This window comes from Nocardioides panacisoli (assembly GCF_039537325.1).
In the GTDB taxonomy this organism is placed as follows: Bacteria; Actinomycetota; Actinomycetes; order Propionibacteriales; family Nocardioidaceae; genus Nocardioides; species Nocardioides panacisoli.
The window spans coordinates 405,460-425,668 of sequence record NZ_BAABAH010000001.1 but is presented as its reverse complement, the minus strand read 5'-3'; the positions used below and the strand labels follow the sequence as shown (position 1 = coordinate 425,668).

25 protein-coding genes are annotated in these 20,209 nt (G+C 69.2%); 11 read left to right on the top strand and 14 right to left on the bottom strand.

Annotated features, from left to right (window positions below):
* Positions 1 to 34: 34 nt before the first annotated feature.
* Positions 35 to 544 carry a hypothetical protein gene (locus tag ABD709_RS02235; RefSeq protein WP_344772159.1) on the top strand — a complete coding sequence of 170 codons (510 nt, stop codon included), beginning with the start codon at positions 35 to 37 and terminating at the stop codon, positions 542 to 544.
* On the opposite strand, the gene ABD709_RS02230 is transcribed toward ABD709_RS02235, so the two are convergent.
* On the bottom strand, positions 541 to 1,095 hold the full coding sequence (locus ABD709_RS02230; RefSeq protein WP_344772158.1) for a 2'-5' RNA ligase family protein: 555 nt from the start codon (positions 1,093 to 1,095) through the stop codon (positions 541 to 543). The genes ABD709_RS02235 and ABD709_RS02230 overlap by 4 nt on opposite strands.
* Before the next feature lie 181 nt (positions 1,096 to 1,276).
* On the opposite strand from ABD709_RS02230, the gene ABD709_RS02225 reads away from it, so the two are divergent.
* Complete coding sequence (locus ABD709_RS02225; RefSeq protein WP_344772157.1) at positions 1,277 to 1,594, top strand: GIY-YIG nuclease family protein; 318 nt, start codon at positions 1,277 to 1,279, stop codon at positions 1,592 to 1,594.
* A 155-nt stretch (positions 1,595 to 1,749) separates the two neighbouring features.
* Here the strand turns inward: ABD709_RS02225 and ABD709_RS02220 are convergent, their stop codons facing one another.
* From ABD709_RS02220 to mshB, 3 genes are read right to left on the bottom strand one after another with little or no spacing between them, the layout of a single operon-like run.
* Positions 1,750 to 2,838, bottom strand: coding sequence for a peptidoglycan binding domain-containing protein (locus tag ABD709_RS02220; protein ID WP_344772156.1), 1,089 nt, complete (start codon positions 2,836 to 2,838; stop codon positions 1,750 to 1,752).
* 9 nt (positions 2,839 to 2,847) lie between these two features.
* On the bottom strand, positions 2,848 to 3,183 hold the full coding sequence (locus ABD709_RS02215) for a hypothetical protein (RefSeq protein ID WP_344772155.1): 336 nt from the start codon (positions 3,181 to 3,183) through the stop codon (positions 2,848 to 2,850).
* A 2-nt stretch (positions 3,184 to 3,185) separates the two neighbouring features.
* On the bottom strand, positions 3,186 to 4,139 hold the full coding sequence (gene mshB / locus ABD709_RS02210; protein ID WP_344772154.1) for an N-acetyl-1-D-myo-inositol-2-amino-2-deoxy-alpha-D-glucopyranoside deacetylase: 954 nt from the start codon (positions 4,137 to 4,139) through the stop codon (positions 3,186 to 3,188).
* A 116-nt stretch (positions 4,140 to 4,255) separates the two neighbouring features.
* Between mshB and ABD709_RS02205 the strand changes: the two genes are divergently transcribed.
* Positions 4,256 to 4,519: a hypothetical protein gene (locus ABD709_RS02205; RefSeq protein ID WP_344772153.1), complete on the top strand. Its 264-nt coding sequence runs from the start codon at positions 4,256 to 4,258 to the stop codon at positions 4,517 to 4,519.
* A gap of 3 nt (positions 4,520 to 4,522) precedes the next feature.
* On the opposite strand, the gene ABD709_RS02200 is transcribed toward ABD709_RS02205, so the two are convergent.
* Entirely contained in the window at positions 4,523 to 4,729 is a 207-nt protein-coding gene (locus tag ABD709_RS02200) for a hypothetical protein (protein WP_344772152.1), read from the bottom strand.
* A gap of 18 nt (positions 4,730 to 4,747) precedes the next feature.
* Between ABD709_RS02200 and ABD709_RS02195 the strand changes: the two genes are divergently transcribed.
* Positions 4,748 to 5,803, top strand: coding sequence for a hypothetical protein (locus ABD709_RS02195; protein ID WP_344772151.1), 1,056 nt, complete (start codon positions 4,748 to 4,750; stop codon positions 5,801 to 5,803).
* Between the two features lie 3 nt (positions 5,804 to 5,806).
* On the opposite strand, the gene ABD709_RS02190 is transcribed toward ABD709_RS02195, so the two are convergent.
* The 3 genes from ABD709_RS02190 to ABD709_RS02180 are packed head-to-tail and all read right to left on the bottom strand — an operon-like array spanning position 5,807 to position 7,933.
* A complete protein-coding gene (locus tag ABD709_RS02190) occupies positions 5,807 to 6,625 on the bottom strand; it encodes a thioesterase family protein (RefSeq protein ID WP_344772150.1) in 819 nt (272 codons plus the stop codon).
* Between the two features lie 43 nt (positions 6,626 to 6,668).
* A complete protein-coding gene (locus ABD709_RS02185) occupies positions 6,669 to 6,878 on the bottom strand; it encodes a hypothetical protein (protein ID WP_344772149.1) in 210 nt (69 codons plus the stop codon).
* Positions 6,875 to 7,933 carry an oxygenase MpaB family protein gene (locus ABD709_RS02180; protein ID WP_344772148.1) on the bottom strand — a complete coding sequence of 353 codons (1,059 nt, stop codon included), beginning with the start codon at positions 7,931 to 7,933 and terminating at the stop codon, positions 6,875 to 6,877. Before ABD709_RS02180 ends, ABD709_RS02185 begins: the two co-directional genes overlap by 4 nt.
* 103 nt (positions 7,934 to 8,036) lie before the next feature.
* Between ABD709_RS02180 and ABD709_RS02175 the strand changes: the two genes are divergently transcribed.
* Positions 8,037 to 8,666, top strand: a complete 630-nt coding sequence (locus ABD709_RS02175) for a TetR/AcrR family transcriptional regulator (protein ID WP_344772147.1) — start codon at positions 8,037 to 8,039, stop codon at positions 8,664 to 8,666.
* Here ABD709_RS02175 and ABD709_RS02170 read toward each other — a convergent pair.
* Positions 8,663 to 9,592 (bottom strand): EamA family transporter, encoded by a 930-nt coding sequence (locus tag ABD709_RS02170; RefSeq protein ID WP_344772146.1) that lies wholly within the window; start codon positions 9,590 to 9,592, stop codon positions 8,663 to 8,665. The genes ABD709_RS02175 and ABD709_RS02170 overlap by 4 nt on opposite strands.
* Positions 9,593 to 9,843: 251 nt before the next feature.
* On the opposite strand from ABD709_RS02170, the gene ABD709_RS02165 reads away from it, so the two are divergent.
* On the top strand, positions 9,844 to 10,071 hold the full coding sequence (locus tag ABD709_RS02165; protein WP_344772145.1) for a hypothetical protein: 228 nt from the start codon (positions 9,844 to 9,846) through the stop codon (positions 10,069 to 10,071).
* A 216-nt stretch (positions 10,072 to 10,287) separates the two neighbouring features.
* Positions 10,288 to 10,539 (top strand): hypothetical protein, encoded by a 252-nt coding sequence (locus tag ABD709_RS02160; RefSeq protein ID WP_344772144.1) that lies wholly within the window; start codon positions 10,288 to 10,290, stop codon positions 10,537 to 10,539.
* On the opposite strand, the gene ABD709_RS02155 is transcribed toward ABD709_RS02160, so the two are convergent.
* The 5 genes from ABD709_RS02155 to ABD709_RS02135 form a co-directional block, all read right to left on the bottom strand.
* The gene (locus ABD709_RS02155) at positions 10,505 to 11,029 is read right to left on the bottom strand and encodes a hypothetical protein (RefSeq protein WP_344772143.1); all 525 of its coding nucleotides are present in this window, start codon (positions 11,027 to 11,029) and stop codon (positions 10,505 to 10,507) included. The genes ABD709_RS02160 and ABD709_RS02155 overlap by 35 nt on opposite strands.
* A complete protein-coding gene (locus ABD709_RS02150; RefSeq protein WP_344772142.1) occupies positions 11,026 to 12,681 on the bottom strand; it encodes a putative bifunctional diguanylate cyclase/phosphodiesterase in 1,656 nt (551 codons plus the stop codon). The genes ABD709_RS02155 and ABD709_RS02150 overlap by 4 nt, the downstream gene beginning before the upstream one ends.
* Before the next feature lie 339 nt (positions 12,682 to 13,020).
* The gene (locus tag ABD709_RS02145; protein ID WP_344772141.1) at positions 13,021 to 13,716 is read right to left on the bottom strand and encodes a nucleotidyl transferase AbiEii/AbiGii toxin family protein; all 696 of its coding nucleotides are present in this window, start codon (positions 13,714 to 13,716) and stop codon (positions 13,021 to 13,023) included.
* Between the two features lie 19 nt (positions 13,717 to 13,735).
* Positions 13,736 to 14,365, bottom strand: coding sequence for a helix-turn-helix domain-containing protein (locus ABD709_RS02140; protein WP_344772140.1), 630 nt, complete (start codon positions 14,363 to 14,365; stop codon positions 13,736 to 13,738).
* Between the two features lie 71 nt (positions 14,366 to 14,436).
* Positions 14,437 to 14,769, bottom strand: a complete 333-nt coding sequence (locus ABD709_RS02135; protein ID WP_344772139.1) for a DUF3024 domain-containing protein — start codon at positions 14,767 to 14,769, stop codon at positions 14,437 to 14,439.
* A 35-nt stretch (positions 14,770 to 14,804) separates the two neighbouring features.
* On the opposite strand from ABD709_RS02135, the gene ABD709_RS02130 reads away from it, so the two are divergent.
* From ABD709_RS02130 to ABD709_RS02115, 4 genes are read left to right on the top strand one after another with little or no spacing between them, the layout of a single operon-like run.
* Positions 14,805 to 17,594: a type I restriction endonuclease subunit R gene (locus ABD709_RS02130; RefSeq protein WP_344772138.1), complete on the top strand. Its 2,790-nt coding sequence runs from the start codon at positions 14,805 to 14,807 to the stop codon at positions 17,592 to 17,594.
* The gene (locus ABD709_RS02125; protein ID WP_344772137.1) at positions 17,591 to 18,826 is read left to right on the top strand and encodes a restriction endonuclease subunit S; all 1,236 of its coding nucleotides are present in this window, start codon (positions 17,591 to 17,593) and stop codon (positions 18,824 to 18,826) included. Before ABD709_RS02130 ends, ABD709_RS02125 begins: the two co-directional genes overlap by 4 nt.
* Positions 18,827 to 19,771, top strand: coding sequence for a hypothetical protein (locus ABD709_RS02120; RefSeq protein ID WP_344772136.1), 945 nt, complete (start codon positions 18,827 to 18,829; stop codon positions 19,769 to 19,771).
* Complete coding sequence (locus tag ABD709_RS02115) at positions 19,772 to 20,206, top strand: PIN domain-containing protein (RefSeq protein WP_344772135.1); 435 nt, start codon at positions 19,772 to 19,774, stop codon at positions 20,204 to 20,206.
* The last annotated feature ends 3 nt before the right edge of the window (positions 20,207 to 20,209 follow it).

The following is a 20,209-nucleotide window of genomic DNA, read 5'->3' as shown; positions in this document are numbered from 1 at the left end:
AACTAGAACGTGTTCTCACTCTAGCGTGAGCGCCGTGTCCTACCGCAACGTGATCGGTACTGCCGTCTGCGTGGTGCTGCTCGGGATGGGGCTGACGTGGGCGTTCGTGTCCATGCGAGCGGTGCTGGACGTGGGGGGCAGCTGCGCGAGCGGGAGCACGCCGTACCAGATCTCCACGCCGTGCCCCGGCGGCAGCTGGCTGATCGGCGTGGGCATCCCGGTGATGCTCATCGCCGCGATGGCGGGCTCGGCCTTCGCGACCGGCCTCAAGGCGCCGAACCTCCTCGTCCCGATGTGGGCCGTGCTGTTCACGTCGCTCGGCTTCAACTTCCTGCAGTACGGGATCAGGGACGGCGAGTGGGGCTTCACCGTGCCGGGCGTGCTGTTCGAGGTGATGGCGCTGCCGGCCTGGTGGGTGATGGGGAGCTCACTGGTCACGACGCTGAGGACGAAGCGGTCGGACCTGTCCTGGTGGGGGATGTACGTCGGCCTCGGCGCCTGCGGGGCGTTCGTCGGCCTCGCGGTCTACGCCGCCGCGAGCTAGGACGACACGCGCTCGGAGAACGGGATGAAGAGGAACTCCTCGCTGCGGTCGTCGCCGGCCTGCCAGCGAGTGCGCATCAGCGAGATGCCGTCGGTCTCCCAGGCCCTGCTCGACCAGTGCGCGGTGCCGGCGAGCAGCCGCTCGACGATGGGCGAGCCCGGGTCGAGGGTGCTGCTCGCGAGGACGAGCTCGGGGCGGAAGACACGGCGGTCGACGTACAGCCGTCGGTGCTCGGCGATCATCGGCACGGCACGCGCGAGGTCCCACACCGTCTCGAGGTCACCCTCGAGCCCGACGACGACCTCACCGCTCACGGTCATCCGCGGTGCGCCGAACCGCACCTCGGCGCGCGGCGCGTCGGCGAGCTCGGACGCCAGCGCCCGCGCCAGCCGGGTGCCGACGTCCTCGGTGAGGTTGCCGAACCGGGTGATGAGCACGTAGAGGTGATCGGGCGGCACCGGGGTCATCCCCATCACGCCGAGGCGTCCGGTCAGCTCGCGCAGCTCCTCGATCACCGGCTCCGACGGCAGGAACCCAGCGGACAGCATCATCGTCGGCACACCTCCTCAGGTGGTCCATCGGCGGCCAGCCGTGGGACCTGAGCGTTGCAGGTCCCCACGCGCCAGCGGAAGGGTTTCGCCGGTCGAGTAGCCGCCTAGGAACGAGGCGGCGTGTCGAGACCCCTGTGGATTGCGCTTCGATTCTGACGGCTCGGTGACCGAGGCTGAGCGCATGCCATTTGTCTACATGCTGCGCTGCTGTGACGGCTCCTACTACGTCGGCAGCACGCGCGACCTCGCCAAGCGCGTGTGGGAACACCAGGAAGGCGTCGGCGCTGCCTACACCCGTCGTCGTCGGCCTGTCGAGCTCGTGTGGAGCGCGGAGCACAGCAACGTCGGAGCCGCGTTCTTCTGGGAGAAGCGCATCCAGAACTGGTCGCGAGCGAAGCGCGAGGCGCTGATCCGCGGCGAGTACGACGCTCTTCCGGCCCTCGCCAAGAAGGACTTCAGCCGACGGCCGGAGCGAGACACCCACGGCGGCACCGAGTAGGTCTCGATACGGCCTCGCTCGTCCCTCGCGAGGCCTACTCGACCAACGAGAGCTCCCGACCGTCGACGCGATCCCCGCCGGTCGAGTAGCCGCCGAGGAACGAGGCGGCGTATCGAGACCACCAGACCTGGTCTCGATACGCCCAACGGAGCCGGCTAGGGGCCCTTCGTGCCGGGGGTTCCCTCTGGTGACGCGGTCGAGGTCGGGGAGGGCTGCTGTCCGGGCTGGACGTCCACGCCGGCGTCGCGGTGGCCCTCCGGCTGGGTCAGAGTCCGGAGGAAGGCGGTGACGAGCTCGGTGGGGTCATAGGCCGGCAGCGGGCCGGGGACGCCCTGGCGGTGCGGGCCGCTCGTGGTGGGCGGCACGACCCGGGACAGGGCGGTGTCGACGAGCATGGTGAGCCGGGTGGTGTCCACGTGCGGCTGGAGCACGCCCTCCTGCGGCACCATCGAGAGGGCGGCACCGAACTGCTGGGGCCGGAGCCGTACGACGTAACGGCCGACCCGCAGCGTGACCGCGCTCGACATCGCCGGGTTGGCGAAGGTCCTCAGCGCCCGCTGCACGTCGGCGTCGTCGATGTCGGGTCGCGCCGGCACCACGGCGAGCTGCACCGAGCGGTCCCCGCTGGCGAAGGCCTCCGACAGCGTGTGCCCGGCGGCGTCGATGTCGATCTCCTGCCCGGACTCGGCGTCGACCGAGCTGACTCCGTGCCGGGTGATGACGACCCTGCCGTTGCGCGGCGGCGTACGCAGTCCTTGCGCGAGGCGGACCAGCTGGGCACGGAGGCGGTGCTCGTCGATCTCGACGACGGGAGCGACGTCCTGGCCGCCGGTGAAGTAGTCCCACTGTCGCGCCGGCGTCCACGCCTGGACCGCACCGGCGTCGTCCAGCGTGGCGTCGTAGTCGAGGGAGAAGCCGACCTTCGCCAGACTCGTCCGCACGGTCCGGCCCTCGCCGAGGCGGGCGGAGACGCTGACCCGCAGCTGTGCGCGGTCCCGCTTGTCGAAGAAGTCCGCGAGCTTCGAGCGGGCGTCCGCACGGGACAGGCCGCCGATGTCGACGCCGGACACCGTCGTGCCCAGCGGCACCTTGTCGCCGTTGACCGCAGCCGTCGTGGCGTACGCCCCGCCGACGACCAGCACCAGGAACAGCACGACGGCGATGACGACCCAGCCGCCGGCGCGCTCGCGCTTGCCCGGGGACGGCTCCTCCGCCCCCTGGCCGGGGTCGTCCCAGAACGTCACGCGGACAGGTTAGGGCGGTGCGGCCCTGCGATTGAGCAACCCGACGAAGCCGGCCGCGATCACCGCCGGCGCGCTCACCACGAGCACGACGCCGCGGGTGTCCTGGGCGACCAGGAAGTCGCCCTCGGGCCGGGCGATCGAGAGCAGCCCGACCGCCGCCGTCCAGCCCAGCGCGAACGGCAGCCGGGCCCACCCGGCGGGCAGCGCGGGCAGCGTCGCGGCGGTCGCGGCGAGGGCGAGGACCAGCCCCCAGGTCCAGCCGTGCACGACCACGGAGAAGGTCCCCACCACCACCCCGCCGACGAGCGACGCGGCCGCCACGGCGACCCCGACGGGGACGGACATCCTCAGCCGCCGACGCCGTCGACGCCGTCGAGGCCGGCGAACAGGTCGCTCTCGCGGCCGTTCTCGCCCAGCGGGCCGAGCCTGCCCTTGACCAGTCGGTACTCCTCGACGCCCATCGCCGGCGCTCCCTGGTTGTTGGAGAGCGCGAAGAACGGGCCGTCGGTCTTGATCTGCGTGGCGTGCTTGGCGAGCGCCTCGAGCTTCCGCTCGCCGTACGCCGACGCGTCGACCTCGGTGGTGATGTCCTCGTCGGGCACGAACATCGGCAGCGGACCGTCGGGGTCCAGCCCGTCGAACGGGCTCTCCTCCCCCGCGTCGCGCATGCGCCGCAGCGCCTCCCGGATCCGGCCCTGGCTCAGCCCGCCCCAGTAGATCTTCGGGATGTCCCAGGCCTCGCCGAGGTCCCTGCGGTAGGACGGCACGGCGGCCAGCATCGCGCCGTACATCGCGACGCGGTGGGCCTGGATGTGGTCGGGGTGCCCGTAGCCGCCGAACTGGTCGTAGGTCACCAGCACCTGCGGCCGGACCTCGCGGATCACCGGCACCAGGTGGTCGGCCGCCTCGGTGAGATCGGCATGCCAGAAGGCGTTGTCGTGGATGTCGTCGAGAGGCAGGGCATGACCGACGGTGTCGTCGGGGTGCCACTTCATGCCCGAGTCGCGGTAGGTCCCGAACCCCCCGAGGAACCGGTGGTCGGTGACGCCGAGGACCGCCATCGCCTCGTCGAGCTCGCCGCGGCGGTGCTCGCCGAGGCCGTCCTCCCTGTCGGCCGCGAGGTGCTCCAGCTCGGGGACCAGGATCTCGCCCATCTCCCCCGCCGTGCAGGTCACCAGCGTGACGCCGCGGCCGTCGGCGACGTACTTCGCCATCGTCGCGCCCTGCCCGATCGTCTCGTCGTCGGGATGGGCGTGCACGAGGAGCAGGCGGAGCGCGTGAGCGCCCTCGGTTTCGGCCATGTCGTGAAGCGTAATGATGTGCCCGTGAGTCTCGGCTCCCGGCCCGGGCGGCTCGTCCCGCTCGCCGCCTCATCAGGACGGTCGGCTGGGGCACCGAGCTGACGCCGTACTTCCAGGTGACCCCGGACGCGCCCTTCAACGAGTTCCACGTCGAGTGGGAGGCGACGGCGACCTGGGACTCCGACGACGGCGGTCGAGCGGTCGTGTGGAAGCTCGGCGACGACTTCGATCCCGACGCGTTCGTCGCGACGCGCGACCCTGAGCACCTGTCGCTCCCACGCGGGGTCGCAGCCTGCCCAGCACCGGTGCCGAGCGCGTCGGCCGTCCCCGGGTTCGAGAACGACGGCGGCGGGCCGGCGTGCTGCCTGCCGGAGGGCTGACGGTCAGTCGCGATCGAGCCAGCCGTCGTAGGCCTCGACGAGCAGCTCGAGCCGCACCTCGGGGGCGTCGGTGAGGACGGCCCACGGGTGGTCCATGTCGTCGTCCTCGCCGTGCAGGCGCTCGCGGACGACGGCGGCCTCGTACCCGTCGCCGGTGAGCGCGAGGGCCGCCGCCCGGGCGTCGTCCTCCTCGAAGAAGATGCCGCGCATGCCTCTACTATCGCGGGCGTGGCGCACGAGGAGCCAACCGAGCCCGGAACCGGGATGCACCTGGCCCGCACCGACGACAACGCCGACGAGATCGATGCGGTCACCGCTCTGGTCGAGGCGCACGGCGGTGCACGGGTCGGCGTCGAGGGAGTGCTCGCGGATCTCCCGCACCGCGTGCGCCGTACCTTCGCGCCCACGCCGCGGCTGCTCGGGCGGAAGGTCACGACGGCGCTGACGTGGGAGGCCGCCGACCGGCGCGACCCGCACTGGTGGCCGCAGGGCATATCGACGTCGGTGCGCACCGGCGTCGACCGGGACGCACTGGTCGTGTCCTGGTACAGCAAGGCGGGCGCCGGCTCGCGGGTGAGCCTCGTCGACCTGGAGTCGCGCGGCTACCAGCACGTGCTGCTGGCCGAGCCCACTGGCAAGGGCGGCAGACCCGGGCTGAAGCCGCTCGCGATCCACGCGGGCGGCATCGTCTGGCACGGCCGCTACCTTCACGTCGCCGCCACTGGACGCGGGTTCTTCACCTGCCTGTTCGACGACCTGATGCGGGTGCCCGACGGTGCGGGCATCGAGACCTTCGGCCACCGCTACGTCCTGCCCGTGCGGTTCGCCTACGAGGCCACGGCGGACAAGGGCTTCGAGAAGATGCGCTACTCGTTCCTGTCGCTGGACCGCACCACCGAGCCGCCGGTGCTGGTCGCCGGCGAGTACGGCTCGGCCCGGCAGACGCACCGGCTCGCGCGGTTCCCCACCGACGCGGAGACCGGGCTGCTCGCGACCGCCGAGGACGGGTTGGCGCGACCGGTGGTCGACGACCGCGGCGCAGTCCGGATGCAGGGCGCGGTCGTCGCGGCGGGCAGCTACTACGTGACCGCCTCGCAGGGCTCGCGCAAGCCCGGCACGATGTACGCCGGCCGCCCGGGCGCGTTCCGCGCGCACCGGTGGTCGACGCCGCCCGGCCCGGAGGACATCGTCTGGTGGCCGAGCAGCGACCTGCTCTGGTCGGTGACCGAGCACCCCCGCAAGCGGTGGATCTACGCGATGAAGCGGACGTCGCTCCCGTCCTGAGAGCTACTGCGGCAGCAGCGCGAGCTGACGGCTCTGCGCCACCAGCCGGTCGGCGGCGTCCCAGACCTCACAGTCCTCCTCGAACATGCCGCCGGCGACGAACCGGGTGCGGTGCCGCACCCGCAGCCAGCCGGGCTCGGGGAGGGCGCGCACGTGGGCGGAGAGCTCGACCGTCGGCGCCCAGCCCGGCAGCCCGAGCTCGAAGGTGACGGGCGGGAGTGCGTCGACCGCGAGCAGCAGGGCGATGGGATCGGGCTCGCGGTCGTCGCGCAGGCGGAACCAGCCGCTGAGCTCGGCGCCGCCGCTGGGCCGGCCGCCGGCCCACCCGACCTGGTCGGGGTGGAAGAGCAGCTCGAACCGCTCGATAAACGGCGCCATCTCCTTGACCTCGGGCGGCGCCAGCGAGCCCGGCACGCACTCCTCGCGCGGCGGCAGCCGGAGCGGCTCGTCGGAGAGCTTCACGTCGTCGGGGAAGGCGCGCAGGTCGCCGTACGTCGCCAGCGCGGTCATGCGGACCGCGTCGCCCTGGCGGAGCTCGGCAGCCACGGTCGACGTACGCCGACCGCGACGGCGGAGGTCGACGGTGACCTCGGCGTCGCCGGCCACCGCCGGGGAGACGTAGTAGGCGCTGATCGCGATCGGGTCCGGCTGCGCGCTCAGCTCAGCTCGGATCGCCGAGCCGAGCAGGGCGAGCTGGAAGCCGCCGTTGAGGCCACCGCCCACGCGCCACCGGTCGGAGAGCTCGGTGCGGTAGCGGCCCTCGCCGGTCGGCTCGACGGCGACGTCCCGGTCGAACTCGGTGGTAGGTGCGTCCTGACCCATGGCGAGACCCTAACCACGCCGGCCGACCCTCGGAGCGCCAGGCTCAGCTGTGGGTCCAGAGCAGCAGTGGCCAGGCGAGCACCTGCATCGCCCAGGCGATGTAGTAGGCGGCGCCGGTGAGCCCCGCGATGTCCACCGACTCCGAGCTCGCGTAGGCGACGCCGGCCGCGAGATAGGCGCCGCTCCCGACGAGGACGACGACCGTCATCAGCAGGCCGCGTACCGAGACCTCGGGGCTCTCGTTATCGCTCACAGCCGCCCTAGGATCGGCTCGGACTCGTGCAGACCGGCGTCGCTGGGCGCCTCGCCGGCACCGAAGACCCGGTCGCGCTGCTGGGCGCGCCACTCGAGGTGCGCCTCGACGGGCCTGTCGTAGCCGTAGCGGGCCCGGGCCTCGGCCGGCGTCAGCACCTCGGGGTTGCGCGGCGGGATGCCTCGGAGCACCGGCTCGACGATCGGCACGGTGCCCGGCGAGATGCCGCGCAGGAACTGCAGCTGGAGATCGGTGTTCAGCCGGGACATCCGGAACACCAGCCACAGCACCGGCCGGACGAGCGCGTCGACCACCCGCGGCTGCCGGATCCCGCCCATCTCCCGCATCCAGCGCGGCAGGGTCGCGACGACCCCTGCCCGCAGCACGAGGTTGTTGACGACCGAGACCGGCAGCAGCCAGCGCGGCAGCGGCGAGACCAGCAGCCCGCCGTTGAGCAGGTGCCGCATCGCCTGCACGGCGATCGGCGAGCCGGACAGCAACGGTCGCATCTGCTCGAAGTAGACCGTGATCCCCTCCCGGGTCCGCGGCACGTCGGCCGGGTCGCAGGTCTGCAGCTCGGCGGCGACCGCGCACTCGGCCCAGTACTGAGCCTCCTCCTCGGGCGGGAGCTTGCCGGGGCCGTACCGCTCGTAGGCGTAGAGGATCGAGTGCCACGCGGTGAGGTGGATCCACAGCTGGGAGTGCGGCGCGTTCGCGTCGTACCGGCCACCGGCGTAGGGCTCGGTGCCGATCGCCTTGGAGTGGATCTTCACCAGGACGTCGGCCGCCTTGGCCGTCTCCCGCGAGCCGCCGAACGCGACCATCGAGAAGTAGCGCAGGGTGCGGTCGTAGCGGGTCCGCGGTCGCTTGTAGATGTCGTGGGTCTTGTCGACGGCCGCGACCAGGTCCGGGTCGAGCTCCTCGACGACCACCGAGCGGATGAACCCGACGGTCAGCGAGGTCGGGTAGCTCCAGACCTTCCAGGTCACCGAGTCCGGCCCGAAGAACCCGTAGTCCTCGGCCGGCTCGACGGTCCGGTTGCCTCGACTCCTCATCGCTCTCCTCTTCCCTTTACTACGGCTGCGTAGTAATTTTCTACGCGGTCGTAGCATTCGTGTCAAGGAGGTCCTGGGAATGGGCGCCACTACGCTTCGGGCGGTGACCAAGGCAGCGGCGGGGACGCGGAAGCGCCGTGCCTACGCGGCGCGCGTGCCGCTCGACGTACGCCGCCAGCAGCTGCTCGACGCGGCGCTCCGGCTGATCAGCCGGGACGGGTACGCCGGCCTGACCGTGGAGGCCATCGCGAAGGAGGCCGGCGTCACCAAGCCCGTGGTGTACGGCGCCTACGCCAAGCTTCCCGAGCTGCTCGCGGAGCTGCTCGAGCGCACCCAGAAGGAGGCGGTGGCGCAGCTGCTCGCCGCCTTCCCGCCGGACGCCTCGGCCGCCAACGAGCACCTCGCCCGAGACGTGACCCGAGCCTGGACCACGACGGTCCGCGAGCACCCCGACACGTGGGCGCCGATCCTGCTGACCGGAGCGCACACGCCCGAGGTGGTGCTCCAGCGGATCGAGCAGAGCAGGCGGGTGGTGCGCGACAGCATCGCCGCGATGTTCCCGCGGAAGGAGGGCTCCCCCGCCGGCGCCCGCGACCTGCTGGCCGCCGAGGCACTGGTGGCGGTGGCCCACCACTTCGGCCGGCGGCTGCTGCTCGAGCCGGAGTCGGTCGACGACGACGAGCTCGCCCGCCTCATCGAGGACCTCGTGCGCGGCGCCCTCGGGCGCTCCTAGGCAGCAGCCTCGAGCACGGGTTCGACCCTCCTCGCTCTCGGACGGCTTTCCACCGTGATGACGATCGCCACCGCGGCGATGATGACCAGGCCGCCCGTCACGATCCCACGGGTGATCGGCTCGTCGAGGATCAGCCAGCCCAGCAGCACCGCGACCAGCGGGTTGACGTAGGCATAGGTGGCGACCAGGCCGATCCGCGCGTTCGCCAGCACCCAGGCGTACGCCGTGTAGGCGATCATCGACCCGAACACCACCAGGTAGCCCCACGCGAGCCAGGTGTGCCCGCCGTACGCCAGGAGGTGCGGCCGCTCTCCCCTGAGCAGGCCGACCGCGATCATCATCGATCCGCCCGTCCACATCTCGTGGACGCTGAGCACGAACGCGTTCTCCGGCAGGTGCAGACGGGGCTGCACCCAGGACCCGAAGCCCCAGAACGCGCTCGCCGCCAAGATGATGAGCGCACCGCCGAGCGGGACGTGCCCCTGGTCGCGGCCGGCCAGCACCAACCAGGCCAGGCCGCCGAAGCCGAGCACCACGCCCAGCACGGACAGCAGCCGGGGCCGGTCGCCCGCGAGGAACCGGTAGACCGCGACGTAGAGCGGCACCGCCGCGACGAGCAGGGCGGCGATGCCGCTCGGAGCGCCCGACTCCTCTCCGATGGCCACCAGGCCGTTGCCCAGCAGCGGCAGCAGCAGGCCGACCAGCGCGGCGCCGGCGAGCTGCTTGCGCGAGACCCGGATGTCGATCCCGCGCGCCGTCAGCAGTGCACCGAGCAGCAGGCCGGCCGTGAGGAAGCGGCTGCCCATCCCGACCAGCGGAGGCATCTCCCGGACGGCGACCCGGATGGCGAGGTAGGTCGAGCCCCAGACGACGTAGACGATCCCGAGCGCCACAGCGACCAGCGCCAGCCGTGCCTTCGTGCCCATGTCGTCGCCTCCTGTCCGCGCATCCTCGGCAGCCGGAACCGGGTGCGGCAACCGGATATTGCAGGTCCGCCGAGAATGGCCGGGAGTCGACGGAATCTGGCAGCAGAGTGCGTTCAGGTTGCACTTCGCACCGAATGGCGTACCGTGGAAGAACCACGTCGCCGACCGGCTTCACGCCCCGATCCCCGGCACCCAACGCCCCCCAACGGGGGTACAACCGGAGCCTCGGGCTTCATTGAGGATCGGATCCGATGTCGGACGACCTCGCCTCACCAGGCGTGCAGAAAATCTTGATCAACCCGCCGGAACAAGCTGCGCCGGAGCCCCGCCGCGTCGTCAAGTGGCGTCGCCGGGGAATGGTCCTCGAGGGCCTGGTCACCCACGAGGTGGACGGGCGCGAGGTCACCGAGTGGCTTCCCGCGCTCGACTTCGAACCCGGCGCGACCGCCCTCGTCCCGCAGGCAGAGACGGACTCCTGAGCGACTGAGGGCAAGGCGCCGCCCCGCCCTACACGCGTCAGACGGGGCGGCGGGCAACCCGCCAAGGACGGGCTTCCGACCAGTTGAGTTACCCAGGACGCGTGTCTCTCTAACCTGTGACCTGTCCGACGTCCGTCGATGTAACGGATCGGGTGCTTCGCGACAGATACCGAGTGGGAACCGGGACGCTCGTGCGAGCGAGGAAGAGGGTCTGTGATGGCGACCGCTGCACACGACGACCTGACGAGGATCGCGCTCGCTCACGCCCTGCTGGAGTACGGCCAGTACCACGAGACCGTCGCGCTGGACGACTCCGAGCGTTGTGCGCAGCTCGGCCGCCTAGGTCGCGAGGTCGCCTCGGAGATGGGCATCGAGGTCTCCTCGGCCGCGGTGCCGACGGACGACGGCGCGGTGCACGTGTGCCTGCTGGTCGTCAACCGGATGCCTGAGCCCGAGCCAGCGGCCTAGCGGGCCCACCGGTCCCTCTCGGACGGCGGAGGACGGTCCACGTCAGCAGCACGGCGCAGAGCTCCAGTGCGGTCGCCGCGAGGTCTGCGGCGCCCGCGGGCTCCCGGGGTCCGAGACCGAAGGGGACCGCAACGGCGCGCGTGTAGGCCCAGAGAACGATCACCGAGGTGTTGGCGACCATGCCGACCAGGAGCAGCCGTCTGCTCGCGCGGAGGACCACAGCGAGGGCATAGACGTACTGAGCCGTGCTCAGCAAGGAGAAGAACACGCCGAGCACGGTCGCTTCCTCGAAGTGCTCCGCGATGACGGCCACGTGGATCGTCGCCGCCGCGGCCCAGGTGAGAGCGAGCAACCTCGTCGGGATGGCGGCGTCCCTTCTCGGGCGGTCGGGCCGCGTCAGCTCCAACATCGCGAACAGCCCGGCCAGCAGCACGACCGGGCCACCCAGGACGAGGATGTGGGCGCCGTGCCGGGCGAGGAACTCGCTCATGGGCGCCCCGTCGCGGCCGTGACGGATCGCAGGAATCCCTCGGGTGGCGCTGGGCGGCCGAGGAAGAACCCCTGACCGAGGTTGCACCCGAGCTCCCGCATGCGCTCGAACTGCTCCCGGGTCTCGATGCCCTCCGCCAGGGTCTTCATGCTCAGCTCCCGGCCCAGCCGCACCACCGAGCCGGCCACGGTGTCCGCCTTGCTGCCCGGAACCCCGGTGGTCATCTCCCTGTCGACCTTGATCATCCCGATCGGCAGCCGGTTCAGGTGCGTCAGTGACGACCAACCCGTGCCGAAGTCGTCGAGCGCCGTTCTGACTCCGAGCCCGGCCAGCTCGGTCAGCCGGTCGTGGAGCACGGCGACGTCGGCGCCGCCGGCACGCTCTGTCACCTCCAGCCACAACCGGTGCGGTTGGAGGCCACTCCCGGCGAGGCTCGCGACGACCTCCGCGACGAAGTCGTTCCGCTCGATCTCGGTGGTGGAGACGTTGATGGTGATGAAGGGACCGTCGCTCAGAGAGGACGACTGCGCCGCAAGGCGGCAGGCCTCGTGCAGCACCCAGCGGCCGATGGGCACGATTTGCCCGGTCTCCTCGGCGAAGGGGATGAAGTCGTCCGGGGCGATCGGGCCGCGCTCCGGGTGGTCCCAGCGGATCAGCGCCTCGGCCCCCTCGATCCTGCGCGTCGCCAGGTTCAGGATCGGTTGCAGCTCCAGGCGCAGCTCACCGTGCTTGAGCGCCCGCGTGATGTCGTTGGCCAGGGTCAGTCGGAGGCCCTTGTCCGACATGCTCGGGTCGAAGACACTGATCGCGTTCCGCCCTCTCCCCTTCGCGTCGTACATCGCGGTGTCCGCCCAGGTCGTCAGGTGGGGGACGTCGGCCGGCTCCTCGCAGTGGGCGACGCCGAGGCTCGCCCCCGTGTAGAGCTCCTTGCCGCCGACGAAGAAGGGCTCGGCCAGGGCTGCCAGCATCCGCTCGGCCGTCGCTGCCGTCGCGTCCCGGGTTCCCCCGCAGATGACGGTGAACTCGTCCCCGCCGAGCCGGAAGATCTCATCACCATCGCCGAGGCCGCTCTCCAGCCTGACGGCGGCGGCGACGAGCAGCTCATCGCCCACGCTGTGGCCGAGCGTGTCGTTGACGACCTTGAACCTGTCCAGGTCGAGGAACACCAGTGAGGGGGTGGCGCCCCGGGCGGCGAGGTCCCGCATGCGCTCGTTGAACGCGGCGCGGTTGGGCAGCGCGGTGAGAGTGTCGGTGTAGGCCTGCACCTGCAGCCGCTCGGCGGCTTCCTCGCGCACGCGGTCCTCGAACATCTGCGGACTGGTCAGCAGGCGGCCGTAGCTGCGGCGCAGGGTCAGGTAGTAGGTCGCGACCACCGCGCCGACGACGTCCCACAGCACCATGCTGGTGTCGAACGCCTGCCGCATGTCCCGGCCCTCGGCGACCCCCCATCCGACGATGGGCAGGAGCATGTGCAGGGTGTGCGACCCGTGGTGGACCGCGCAGGTGAAGAAGATGCCGGCGGTCGCGAGCGCCAGACGGTTGGTCCCCATCTGCGCGGTGTCGCGAAGCCCTCTCAGGATGGTCCACGTGATCGCCAGGTAGGCGAGGCCGATGATCCCGTTGGTGAACGCGGCCAGCTGCCACCAGGCCATGTCGACTTTCCCCTTCTGACGTCGGGTCAGCGACGCGCCCCATTCGCGTACGTCGAGCCTCTCGCCGCAACGGCCTTCGGGTCATCACCCGAAAGAGCGCGGTTCATGGCCCGAAAGGACCAGATTCGCGAAGTGTCGACAGCGGCGGGAGGTGCTGCTCACACGTTGAAGCGGAACGAAAACCGGGGGTTTTGGTAGTCGTTGGCCATCGCCGATTGATGCCGGAAAACACGGTCTGACCTGCGGAAACGCGTTCGCGGGACAGTTGGACGCCGTTGGCGAGAATCGGTCTCCGCTGGACTTCTTGCGGACTATTTGCGGACCGCTGGACGCTCCAGGCTAGTCCGAGCCCCGACCCAGACCTTCGATCTTCGCGGACCTTGCGGAAAGATCGCGGATGCTCTGCCAGACAGCTGCTCGGGGCGCGTCGATCTTGAGTGCGCGGATGTATTCGTCGAGACGTTGTGGGCGATCTCGGAGGTAGGTGACTGCGTTGTTGAGGCTCTCGCCCACCGTCTTGCCGTAGGCATCGACTGCCTTGCGCGCGCCGGCGTTCAGTGCGGCGGTGTCGGGCTTCATCATGGCCAGGTCGATGAGATCGCGGCTGAACGTCGACGTGTCCGCCCAACGGTCGTCGTTGGCGAGCAGCTTGGTTGCGACCTGGTCGGTTCGCGTCAGGATCCGTAACCCGCAGATCTCATCGTCCGGGGCGGGAGTGTCGAGGTCGATGCGGCCTTCATGGATGATCTCGAACTTGATCGCAATCCCCGCAACGAGCACCGAGGTCCTGATCCCGTAACCGTCAACAGAGGGTGTTCGACCTAACTCCAGTTCGCGTGTAGCGAGAGCGCCGAGCCCGTGGTCCCTGACCATCTGGCGCAGCGCGCGGTAGGACTGCGGGTCGGAGACCAGGAAGTCAATGTCAACCGATTCGCGGAACTCACCGTTGGCAAGGACGATCGCGGTCCCGCCTCCGAACCAGCAGTTGTGCTCTGCCAGGAGCGGTGCGTCGAGCATCGACAGCGCCTCGGCCACCTGTTGATGGTGCAGACGCCTAAACAAGGAGCCTCCCGTTGCTGTAGGTGTCCGCGAGGTGCTGGATGAACGCCTTCTCGTGATCGGTGAGGGCTTCCTGGTTGAGGTGTCGCCAGCCGCGTTCGTAGAGGTTGAGTGCCTCCGTCTCGGTGATGGTGGTGCCGGCGTCGGTCTGCCATGCCAGCGTGCGCAGGCCGGGGTAGTCGCCGACCGTGATCGTCGCCGGTTCCGCTGCTGGAGCGTCGAGGATCGGGACGACGAGGTGAAGTCCGAGTGCGGCGGCAACGTTGACGTAGGCGCCGATCGTGACCGAGGGGTTGCCTGCCTCGATCCTGTGCATGGTGACACGCGAAACGCCAGCAGCTTCGGCACAGGCGACTACGGTGACACCGAGGGCCTTTCGGCGTTCGCGCAGCCGGGCGCCTAGGCGTTCGAGGTCCGCCTGTTGCTCGGGGCTCGTGTACGGGCTAGGGGCTGGCATGTTTCTCATTTTAGTCATTCTGTCCCTCAAGTCAATAATGAGAAACGATTCACGCGATCTCACAGTCAGGCGGGACCCGCCCAGCGCGCCGTGCCCGCTGACGATCTCGTCCACGCGGAACGAAGCCCCAGTGGTCCCGGTCGTGTCGACCGTGTCGCCATCGCCCATTCCGACCGTCTCGTGTAGTCGGATGGCGAAGCCCACTGCGCCGCCGGAGACACGCTCTGGGCTCGAGCTCACTACCCCCAGAAGATCGGGTCACCGCTGGTCTCGATGTGATCGAGGAGCGCCTGGACGTTCTTGGTCGGGCGCTTGCGCTTGTACTCGTGGAACTTGAGGTTGCGATCGCGCCAGTAGATCGCCCATTGGCCGGTCGACTTCGTGTAGCGCAGGCGCGCGATCGGGAACCGGGTGTGCTCGCCGACGCCGTCCCACGGTGGCCGCACCTCGACGATGTCGACGTGTCGGTCGGAGACGTCGGCCTCGACCTTCAGCTCGTCCCACAGGTGCTCGGGCACCCGCTCTCGTGCCCACAGCCGGATGCGGTGCAGGTCAGTCTCTGGAAGTGCCATCACACCAGTCCATAGCGCATAACCTACGAGGCATCATGAACCTCGGGGACGACGCCAACCGCCTTGCCGCGGAGGCGCGTGCCCGCGTATTGATCGACCGACAGCTCACCGACGCGGGCTGGTCGGTGCAGGACAGCAGGTCGCTCAACCTGTTCGCGGCGCAGGGCGTCGCGCGTCGCGAGGCGACGATGGCGACCGGGCACGGTCGAGCCGACTACCTGCTCTACGTCGACCAGAGGGTCGTCGGTGTGATCGAGGCCAAGCCGGAGGGCACTCCCCTGTCGGGAGTCGAGTGGCAGTCCGCGATGTACGCCGACGGCCTCCCGCCCGACGTCAAGCTCGCAGCGCTGACCAAAGACGGCCGGCTCCCGTTCGTCTTCGAGGCCAGTGGCACCGAGACCCACTTCACCAACGGCTTCGACCCCGAGCCGCGGGCTCGCCGGATCTTCAACTTCCCTAAGGCGGCCACCCTCGCCAAGACCCTGCGAGGGAAGGACGAGGAACACCCCACCTGGCGAGGCAAGGTCACCGCCATGCCGCCGCTGGACACCGCTCCCCTTCGGCCAGCGCAGATCGAGGCCATCAACGGCGTCGAACAGAGCCTGCGCGAGCAGCGGTATGACCGGAGCCTCGTCCAGATGGCCACGGGTGCCGGCAAGACCTACGCGGCGGTGACTCTCTCCTACCGGCTGCTGAAGTTCGGCGGCTTCGACCGCATCCTGTTCCTCGTCGACCGCAATAACCTGGCCAAGCAGACGATGGCCGAGTTCGAGAACTACCGCACCCCCGACGACGGCCGCCGCTTCACTGAGCTCTACAACGTGAACCGGCTCAACCGCGGCCCGATGCCGGAGTCGACGGCCCTCGCGATCTCGACCATCCAGCGCGTCTTCAAAGCGCTGCGCAACGAGGAGGTCGGCGAGAGCGACGACCCCGAGCTGGACGGCTGGGTGCCCGACGCCCCAGTCACCGTCGCCTACAACGCCGACATCCCACCGGAGACGTTCGACCTGATCGTTGTCGACGAGGCACATCGTTCGATCTACGGCCAGTGGCGCGGTGTCCTGGAGTACTTCGACGCCCACGTCGTGGGCCTCACCGCGACTCCCGGGAAGCAGACCTTCGGGTTCTTCAAGCAGAACCTCGTTTCGGAGTACACCTACCCGCAGTCGGTGGCCGACAACGTCAACGTCGACTTCGAGATCTACCGGATCAAGACGCAGATCAGCGACCAGGGCTCGACGATCGAGGCCGGGACGGTCGTCCCGAAGGTCGACCGGCGCACACGCGCCCAGCGCTACGAGGCGCTGGACGAGGACCTCGAGTACACCAGCGGCCAGCTCGACCGCGCGGTGACCGCGACCGACCAGATCCGCACCGTGCTGGAGACGTTCCGGGACAAGCTCTTCACCGAGATCTTCCCGGGACGGTCGACCGTGCCGAAGACCCTCATCTTCGCGAAGGACGACGCCCACGCGGAGGAGATCGTCACCCAGGTGCGCGAGGTGTTCGGCAAGGGCAACGACTTCGCCGCCAAGATCACCTACACAGCCCGCAACGCCGACCAGCAGCTCGCCGCCTTCCGCACTAGCCCGGCTCTCCGGATCGCGGTCACCGTCGACATGATCGCCACGGGAACTGACGTGAAGCCGCTGGAGTGCGTGTTCTTTATGCGCGACGTGCGCTCGCCGCAATACTTCGAGCAGATGAAGGGTCGTGGTGCTCGCACTATCCCGTCAGCCGACTTCCAGGCAGTCACCCCCGACGCCAAGCAGAAGACCCGCTTCGTGCTCATCGATGCGATCGGGGTCACCGAGCACGACTTCGTCGAGCCGCCGCTCAACCGCGAGAAGTCGGTCAGCCTCCAGAAGCTGCTGGAGAAGGCCGCCAACCTGACCATCACCGAAGACGAGGCGGCAACCCTCGCATCACGGCTCGCCGCCCTCGAACACCAGCTGACTCCCGAGGAGCGCTCCGAGCTCGACTCCGTCGCCGGCGGGTCTGTGCGGAAGGTGGTCCGCCACCTCGTCGATGCCGTCGACCCCGACCGGCAGGCCGAAGCCATCGAGGGTGCCGAGGACCCGGACGCGGTCCGTCAGCAGCTGATCATCGACGCCGTGAAGCCACTCGCATCGAACCCTGACCTGCGAGCCCGCATCCTCGAGCTCCGCCGCACCCACGACCGCGTGGTCGACGAGGTTTCCGCCGACGTCCTGCTCGACGCGTACGGCGTGGTCGACTCCAACAAAGCAACGTCCGTCGTCGAGTCCTGGCGCGCCTACCTCGACGAGCACCGCGCCGAGATCACCGCCATCCAGCTCCTCACCGAAGCAAAGGAACGGCGAATCTCGTTTAGCGACATCAAGGAGCTTGCGGACCGCATCGCCCGACCGCCCTACAACTGGACGCCCGACATCATCTGGAACGCGTACGTCGCCTTGGACCCCGAGTACCAAGCCTCGGTGGTTGAGGAGGGCGCGCAGCGCCCGTCACGAAACCACCACCGCATGTTGACCGACCTCGTCTCGCTGGTCCGCTTCACCGTCGGGGTCGACGACAAGCTCGTCCCCTACGTCGAACGAGTCCAGGAGAGATACGCCGCCTGGCTGGCTCAGCAGGAGCAAGCCGGCGTGACATTCTCGGACGCAGAGCGCTGGTGGCTCGACAACATGGTCGAGGTGATCGCGAACTCTGCCGGCATCCGCTCTGAGGATCTCGATGACGCCCCCTTCATTGAGCGCGGTGGCACAGACGGCGCCCTGCGCGACCTGGGCGACCGCGCGGCCGAACTCATCGACGAACTGAACTCGGAGCTCACTGCATGAAGGTTCTCGGCGACATCGCAAAGGTCATCGACTGCGAGCATCGGACGGCGCCGAAGACTGAAGAGGTCCCCTACGGGTTCTCAGTGGGAACCAGCGCCGTCCGCCATGGTCGGATCGATCTCGCGCGCGCCAAGCCGATCTCGAAGGAGACCTATGTCTCGTGGACACGACGGGCCACACCAGGGGTCGGTGACCTGATCTTTTCCCGGGAGGCACCCATGGGCGAGGTCGGCATGGTCCCCGGCGACGTTCGGGTGTGCCTCGGACAGCGCACGGTTCTAATGCGCCTCGACCACCAAAAGGTCGACCATCGGTTCCTGCTGTACGCCTTGATGTCTCCCCATTCTCAAACCTGGATCAAGGAAAATTCCGCAGGCTCGACCGTGCTACACCTCAACGTCGCAGATGTTCGAAGGATCCCGATCCACTATCTTCCTTCGCTCGACGATCAGCGTCGCATCGTCGAGATCCTCGAGGATCACCTCTCCCGCCTCGACGCCGCCGCACGAGGCTTGCGCGTCGGGCTCCGGCGCTGCGAATCCCTACTCACATCTGGACTATGGCAGAGCACCCACGGACTTGCCGGGGCCGCGCGGGTCGAACTGCAGTCGATTGCTGAGGTTCGATTGGGCCGGCAGCGCTCACCGAAGAACCACTCTGGCAATCGGATGCGTCCGTATCTCCGTGCAGCGAACGTTGATTGGGGACGGCTGCGACTCGACGACATCAAGGAGATGCAGTTCACCGAGGCAGAGGAGGAGACATACCGCCTCCGCAACGGAGACATTCTGCTCACCGAGGCTTCCGGGAGTCCTGCAGAGGTGGGTAAGTCCGTGACCTATCGCGGAATCCCAGCTGACGTTTGTTTCCAGAACACGCTCCTCCGAGTTCGATGCCATTCAGCCAACCCCGACTTTGTGCAGGCGTACTTGCTGGCCGAAGCCCGCGCGGGTCGGTTCATGCCTGCATCGCGCGGCGTCGGTATCAACCACTTGGGACGTGCGCGCCTCGCGACTCTCCCGCTGGAGTTGCCACCCGCCGACGTCCAACAGGCTGCAGTCGCACGGTGCCGGGAGCTCAACGAGGAAGTGAGTCGACTCAAGGTCACACTCGAAAATCAGGCAGATCGGACCTCTACCCTCCGTCGGTCCCTTCTCGCCACCGCCTTCTCCGGCCGCCTCAACGGCGCCGAGTCCGATCTGTCGGCGGCCGAGGACATGATCGGCGCGTGAGTGGCAAGCAGGTCCAGTTGTTCCTCGTCGACGGCACAATGGTCAGATGAAAGCCGACACGCTCGACGCCCGAGGGAGGTGATCCGCATGACCACGCAGTTCGAGTTCCGCCTCATCGGCGCGAGCGCGCCCGACGGCGAACTCGAAGCCGAGCAGCTCCTCGCCATAGTCACGAGCCTGAAGGAGATCGCAACCAAGATCGGGCGTGTCGAGACCGACGCGGAACCGGTCGGCCGGGCGCCGAAGAGGACCCAACGGGTCGCGAAGCTCACCATCGGGTTGGCTCCTGGGAGCACCTCTGTGCTCGCGCGCAGGACCGGCGCGGGCGACGCTCTGGAGTTCGACCTCGCCGATGAGCAGGCCTTCGACGAGAAGTTCGCCGCCCTCGTCGAGTCGATCGCGCTCGACCAGCGTCCCAGTTGGGTCGGCGACTCCCTCTCGCTCGCTGCTGCGGACCTCACCGCTGCCCTGCAGCAGGCGGCGCCCGAGGTCGAGTTCAAGGTCGCCGGGAAGGCACACCGCCGTTTCAAGACCGAAGAGACTCACCGCGAGACCTGGCGCGTCGATCCAACGTCGAGTCCCGACTTCATCACCGTCGCCGGGAGGCTCTACGCGGTGAACCTCAACACGCACCGCCTCCAGGTGCAGGACGACGTCGGCCACCAGGTCGCGTTGCCGAAGGTGTCCAACGACGCCGAGGTGAGCCGGCTCATCGGCAGCTACGTGACGGTGACAGGTGCCCCCGAGCGCGACGCACGGGGACGCCTCACCCACATCCACGACGCCGCCGTCATCGCTGCCCCGGACCCGCTGAACGGGAGCGTCGTGCCGGCGGCAGTGTCGCTCGACGAGATCCTCGCGAGTGCCCCTGGGGTCGAGCCAGGGGGCATCGAGGGCCTGACCGACGCGGAGTTCGATTCGTTCTTCGAGGCGATGGGGCTCTGAGTGGCGCCCAAGAACGTCGTCCTTGACACTGACGTGTACAGCGCTCTCTACACCGACCCTGAGCGCGCCGAGCGTCGTGGACTTCCTGTCACCACGTGGCTCGAGGCCCTGGCGGGGGACCGAGTGCTCATCTCCTTCCAGACTCGCGCCGAGGTACTCGCGGGTCTTCGAGCCGGAAACTGGGGGGACAGCCGGCGCCAGACTGCCCTGGCGAAGTTGGACGCCGTACCCACCATCCCCGCCGACCGCGAGGTCATCGACTCCTATGCGGAGCTGACCTCGCTGTGCCTTCGCGCAGGCCACGCGCTGCACGCCAAGGTCCACACGGCCGATCGCTGGGTCGCTGCCTGCGCGGTCGCCAAGGGGCTACCCCTGATGAGCGGCGATGGCATCTACCAGGGTGCTCCGGGCCTTTCCCTGCTGATGGAAGGCTGACGC

What these genes read in the sequence shown, in the direction of transcription:
- ABD709_RS02230 (WP_344772158.1), bottom strand. Translation starts at nt 1,095, where the DNA reads ATGATGCTGTCCGCTGGGTTCCTGCCGTCGGAGCCGGTGATCGAGGAG.
- ABD709_RS02225 (WP_344772157.1), top strand. Translation starts at nt 1,277, where the DNA reads ATGCCATTTGTCTACATGCTGCGCTGCTGTGACGGCTCCTACTACGTC.
- ABD709_RS02215 (WP_344772155.1), bottom strand. Translation starts at nt 3,183, where the DNA reads ATGTCCGTCCCCGTCGGGGTCGCCGTGGCGGCCGCGTCGCTCGTCGGC.
- mshB (WP_344772154.1), bottom strand. Translation starts at nt 4,139, where the DNA reads ATGGCCGAAACCGAGGGCGCTCACGCGCTCCGCCTGCTCCTCGTGCAC.
- ABD709_RS02200 (WP_344772152.1), bottom strand. Translation starts at nt 4,729, where the DNA reads ATGCGCGGCATCTTCTTCGAGGAGGACGACGCCCGGGCGGCGGCCCTC.
- ABD709_RS02190 (WP_344772150.1), bottom strand. Translation starts at nt 6,625, where the DNA reads ATGGGTCAGGACGCACCTACCACCGAGTTCGACCGGGACGTCGCCGTC.
- ABD709_RS02180 (WP_344772148.1), bottom strand. Translation starts at nt 7,933, where the DNA reads ATGAGGAGTCGAGGCAACCGGACCGTCGAGCCGGCCGAGGACTACGGG.
- ABD709_RS02170 (WP_344772146.1), bottom strand. Translation starts at nt 9,592, where the DNA reads ATGGGCACGAAGGCACGGCTGGCGCTGGTCGCTGTGGCGCTCGGGATC.
- ABD709_RS02165 (WP_344772145.1), top strand. Translation starts at nt 9,844, where the DNA reads ATGTCGGACGACCTCGCCTCACCAGGCGTGCAGAAAATCTTGATCAAC.
- ABD709_RS02160 (WP_344772144.1), top strand. Translation starts at nt 10,288, where the DNA reads ATGGCGACCGCTGCACACGACGACCTGACGAGGATCGCGCTCGCTCAC.
- ABD709_RS02155 (WP_344772143.1), bottom strand. Translation starts at nt 11,029, where the DNA reads ATGAGCGAGTTCCTCGCCCGGCACGGCGCCCACATCCTCGTCCTGGGT.
- ABD709_RS02150 (WP_344772142.1), bottom strand. Translation starts at nt 12,681, where the DNA reads ATGGCCTGGTGGCAGCTGGCCGCGTTCACCAACGGGATCATCGGCCTC.
- ABD709_RS02140 (WP_344772140.1), bottom strand. Translation starts at nt 14,365, where the DNA reads ATGGGCGATGGCGACACGGTCGACACGACCGGGACCACTGGGGCTTCG.
- ABD709_RS02135 (WP_344772139.1), bottom strand. Translation starts at nt 14,769, where the DNA reads ATGGCACTTCCAGAGACTGACCTGCACCGCATCCGGCTGTGGGCACGA.
- ABD709_RS02130 (WP_344772138.1), top strand. Translation starts at nt 14,805, where the DNA reads ATGAACCTCGGGGACGACGCCAACCGCCTTGCCGCGGAGGCGCGTGCC.
- ABD709_RS02125 (WP_344772137.1), top strand. Translation starts at nt 17,591, where the DNA reads ATGAAGGTTCTCGGCGACATCGCAAAGGTCATCGACTGCGAGCATCGG.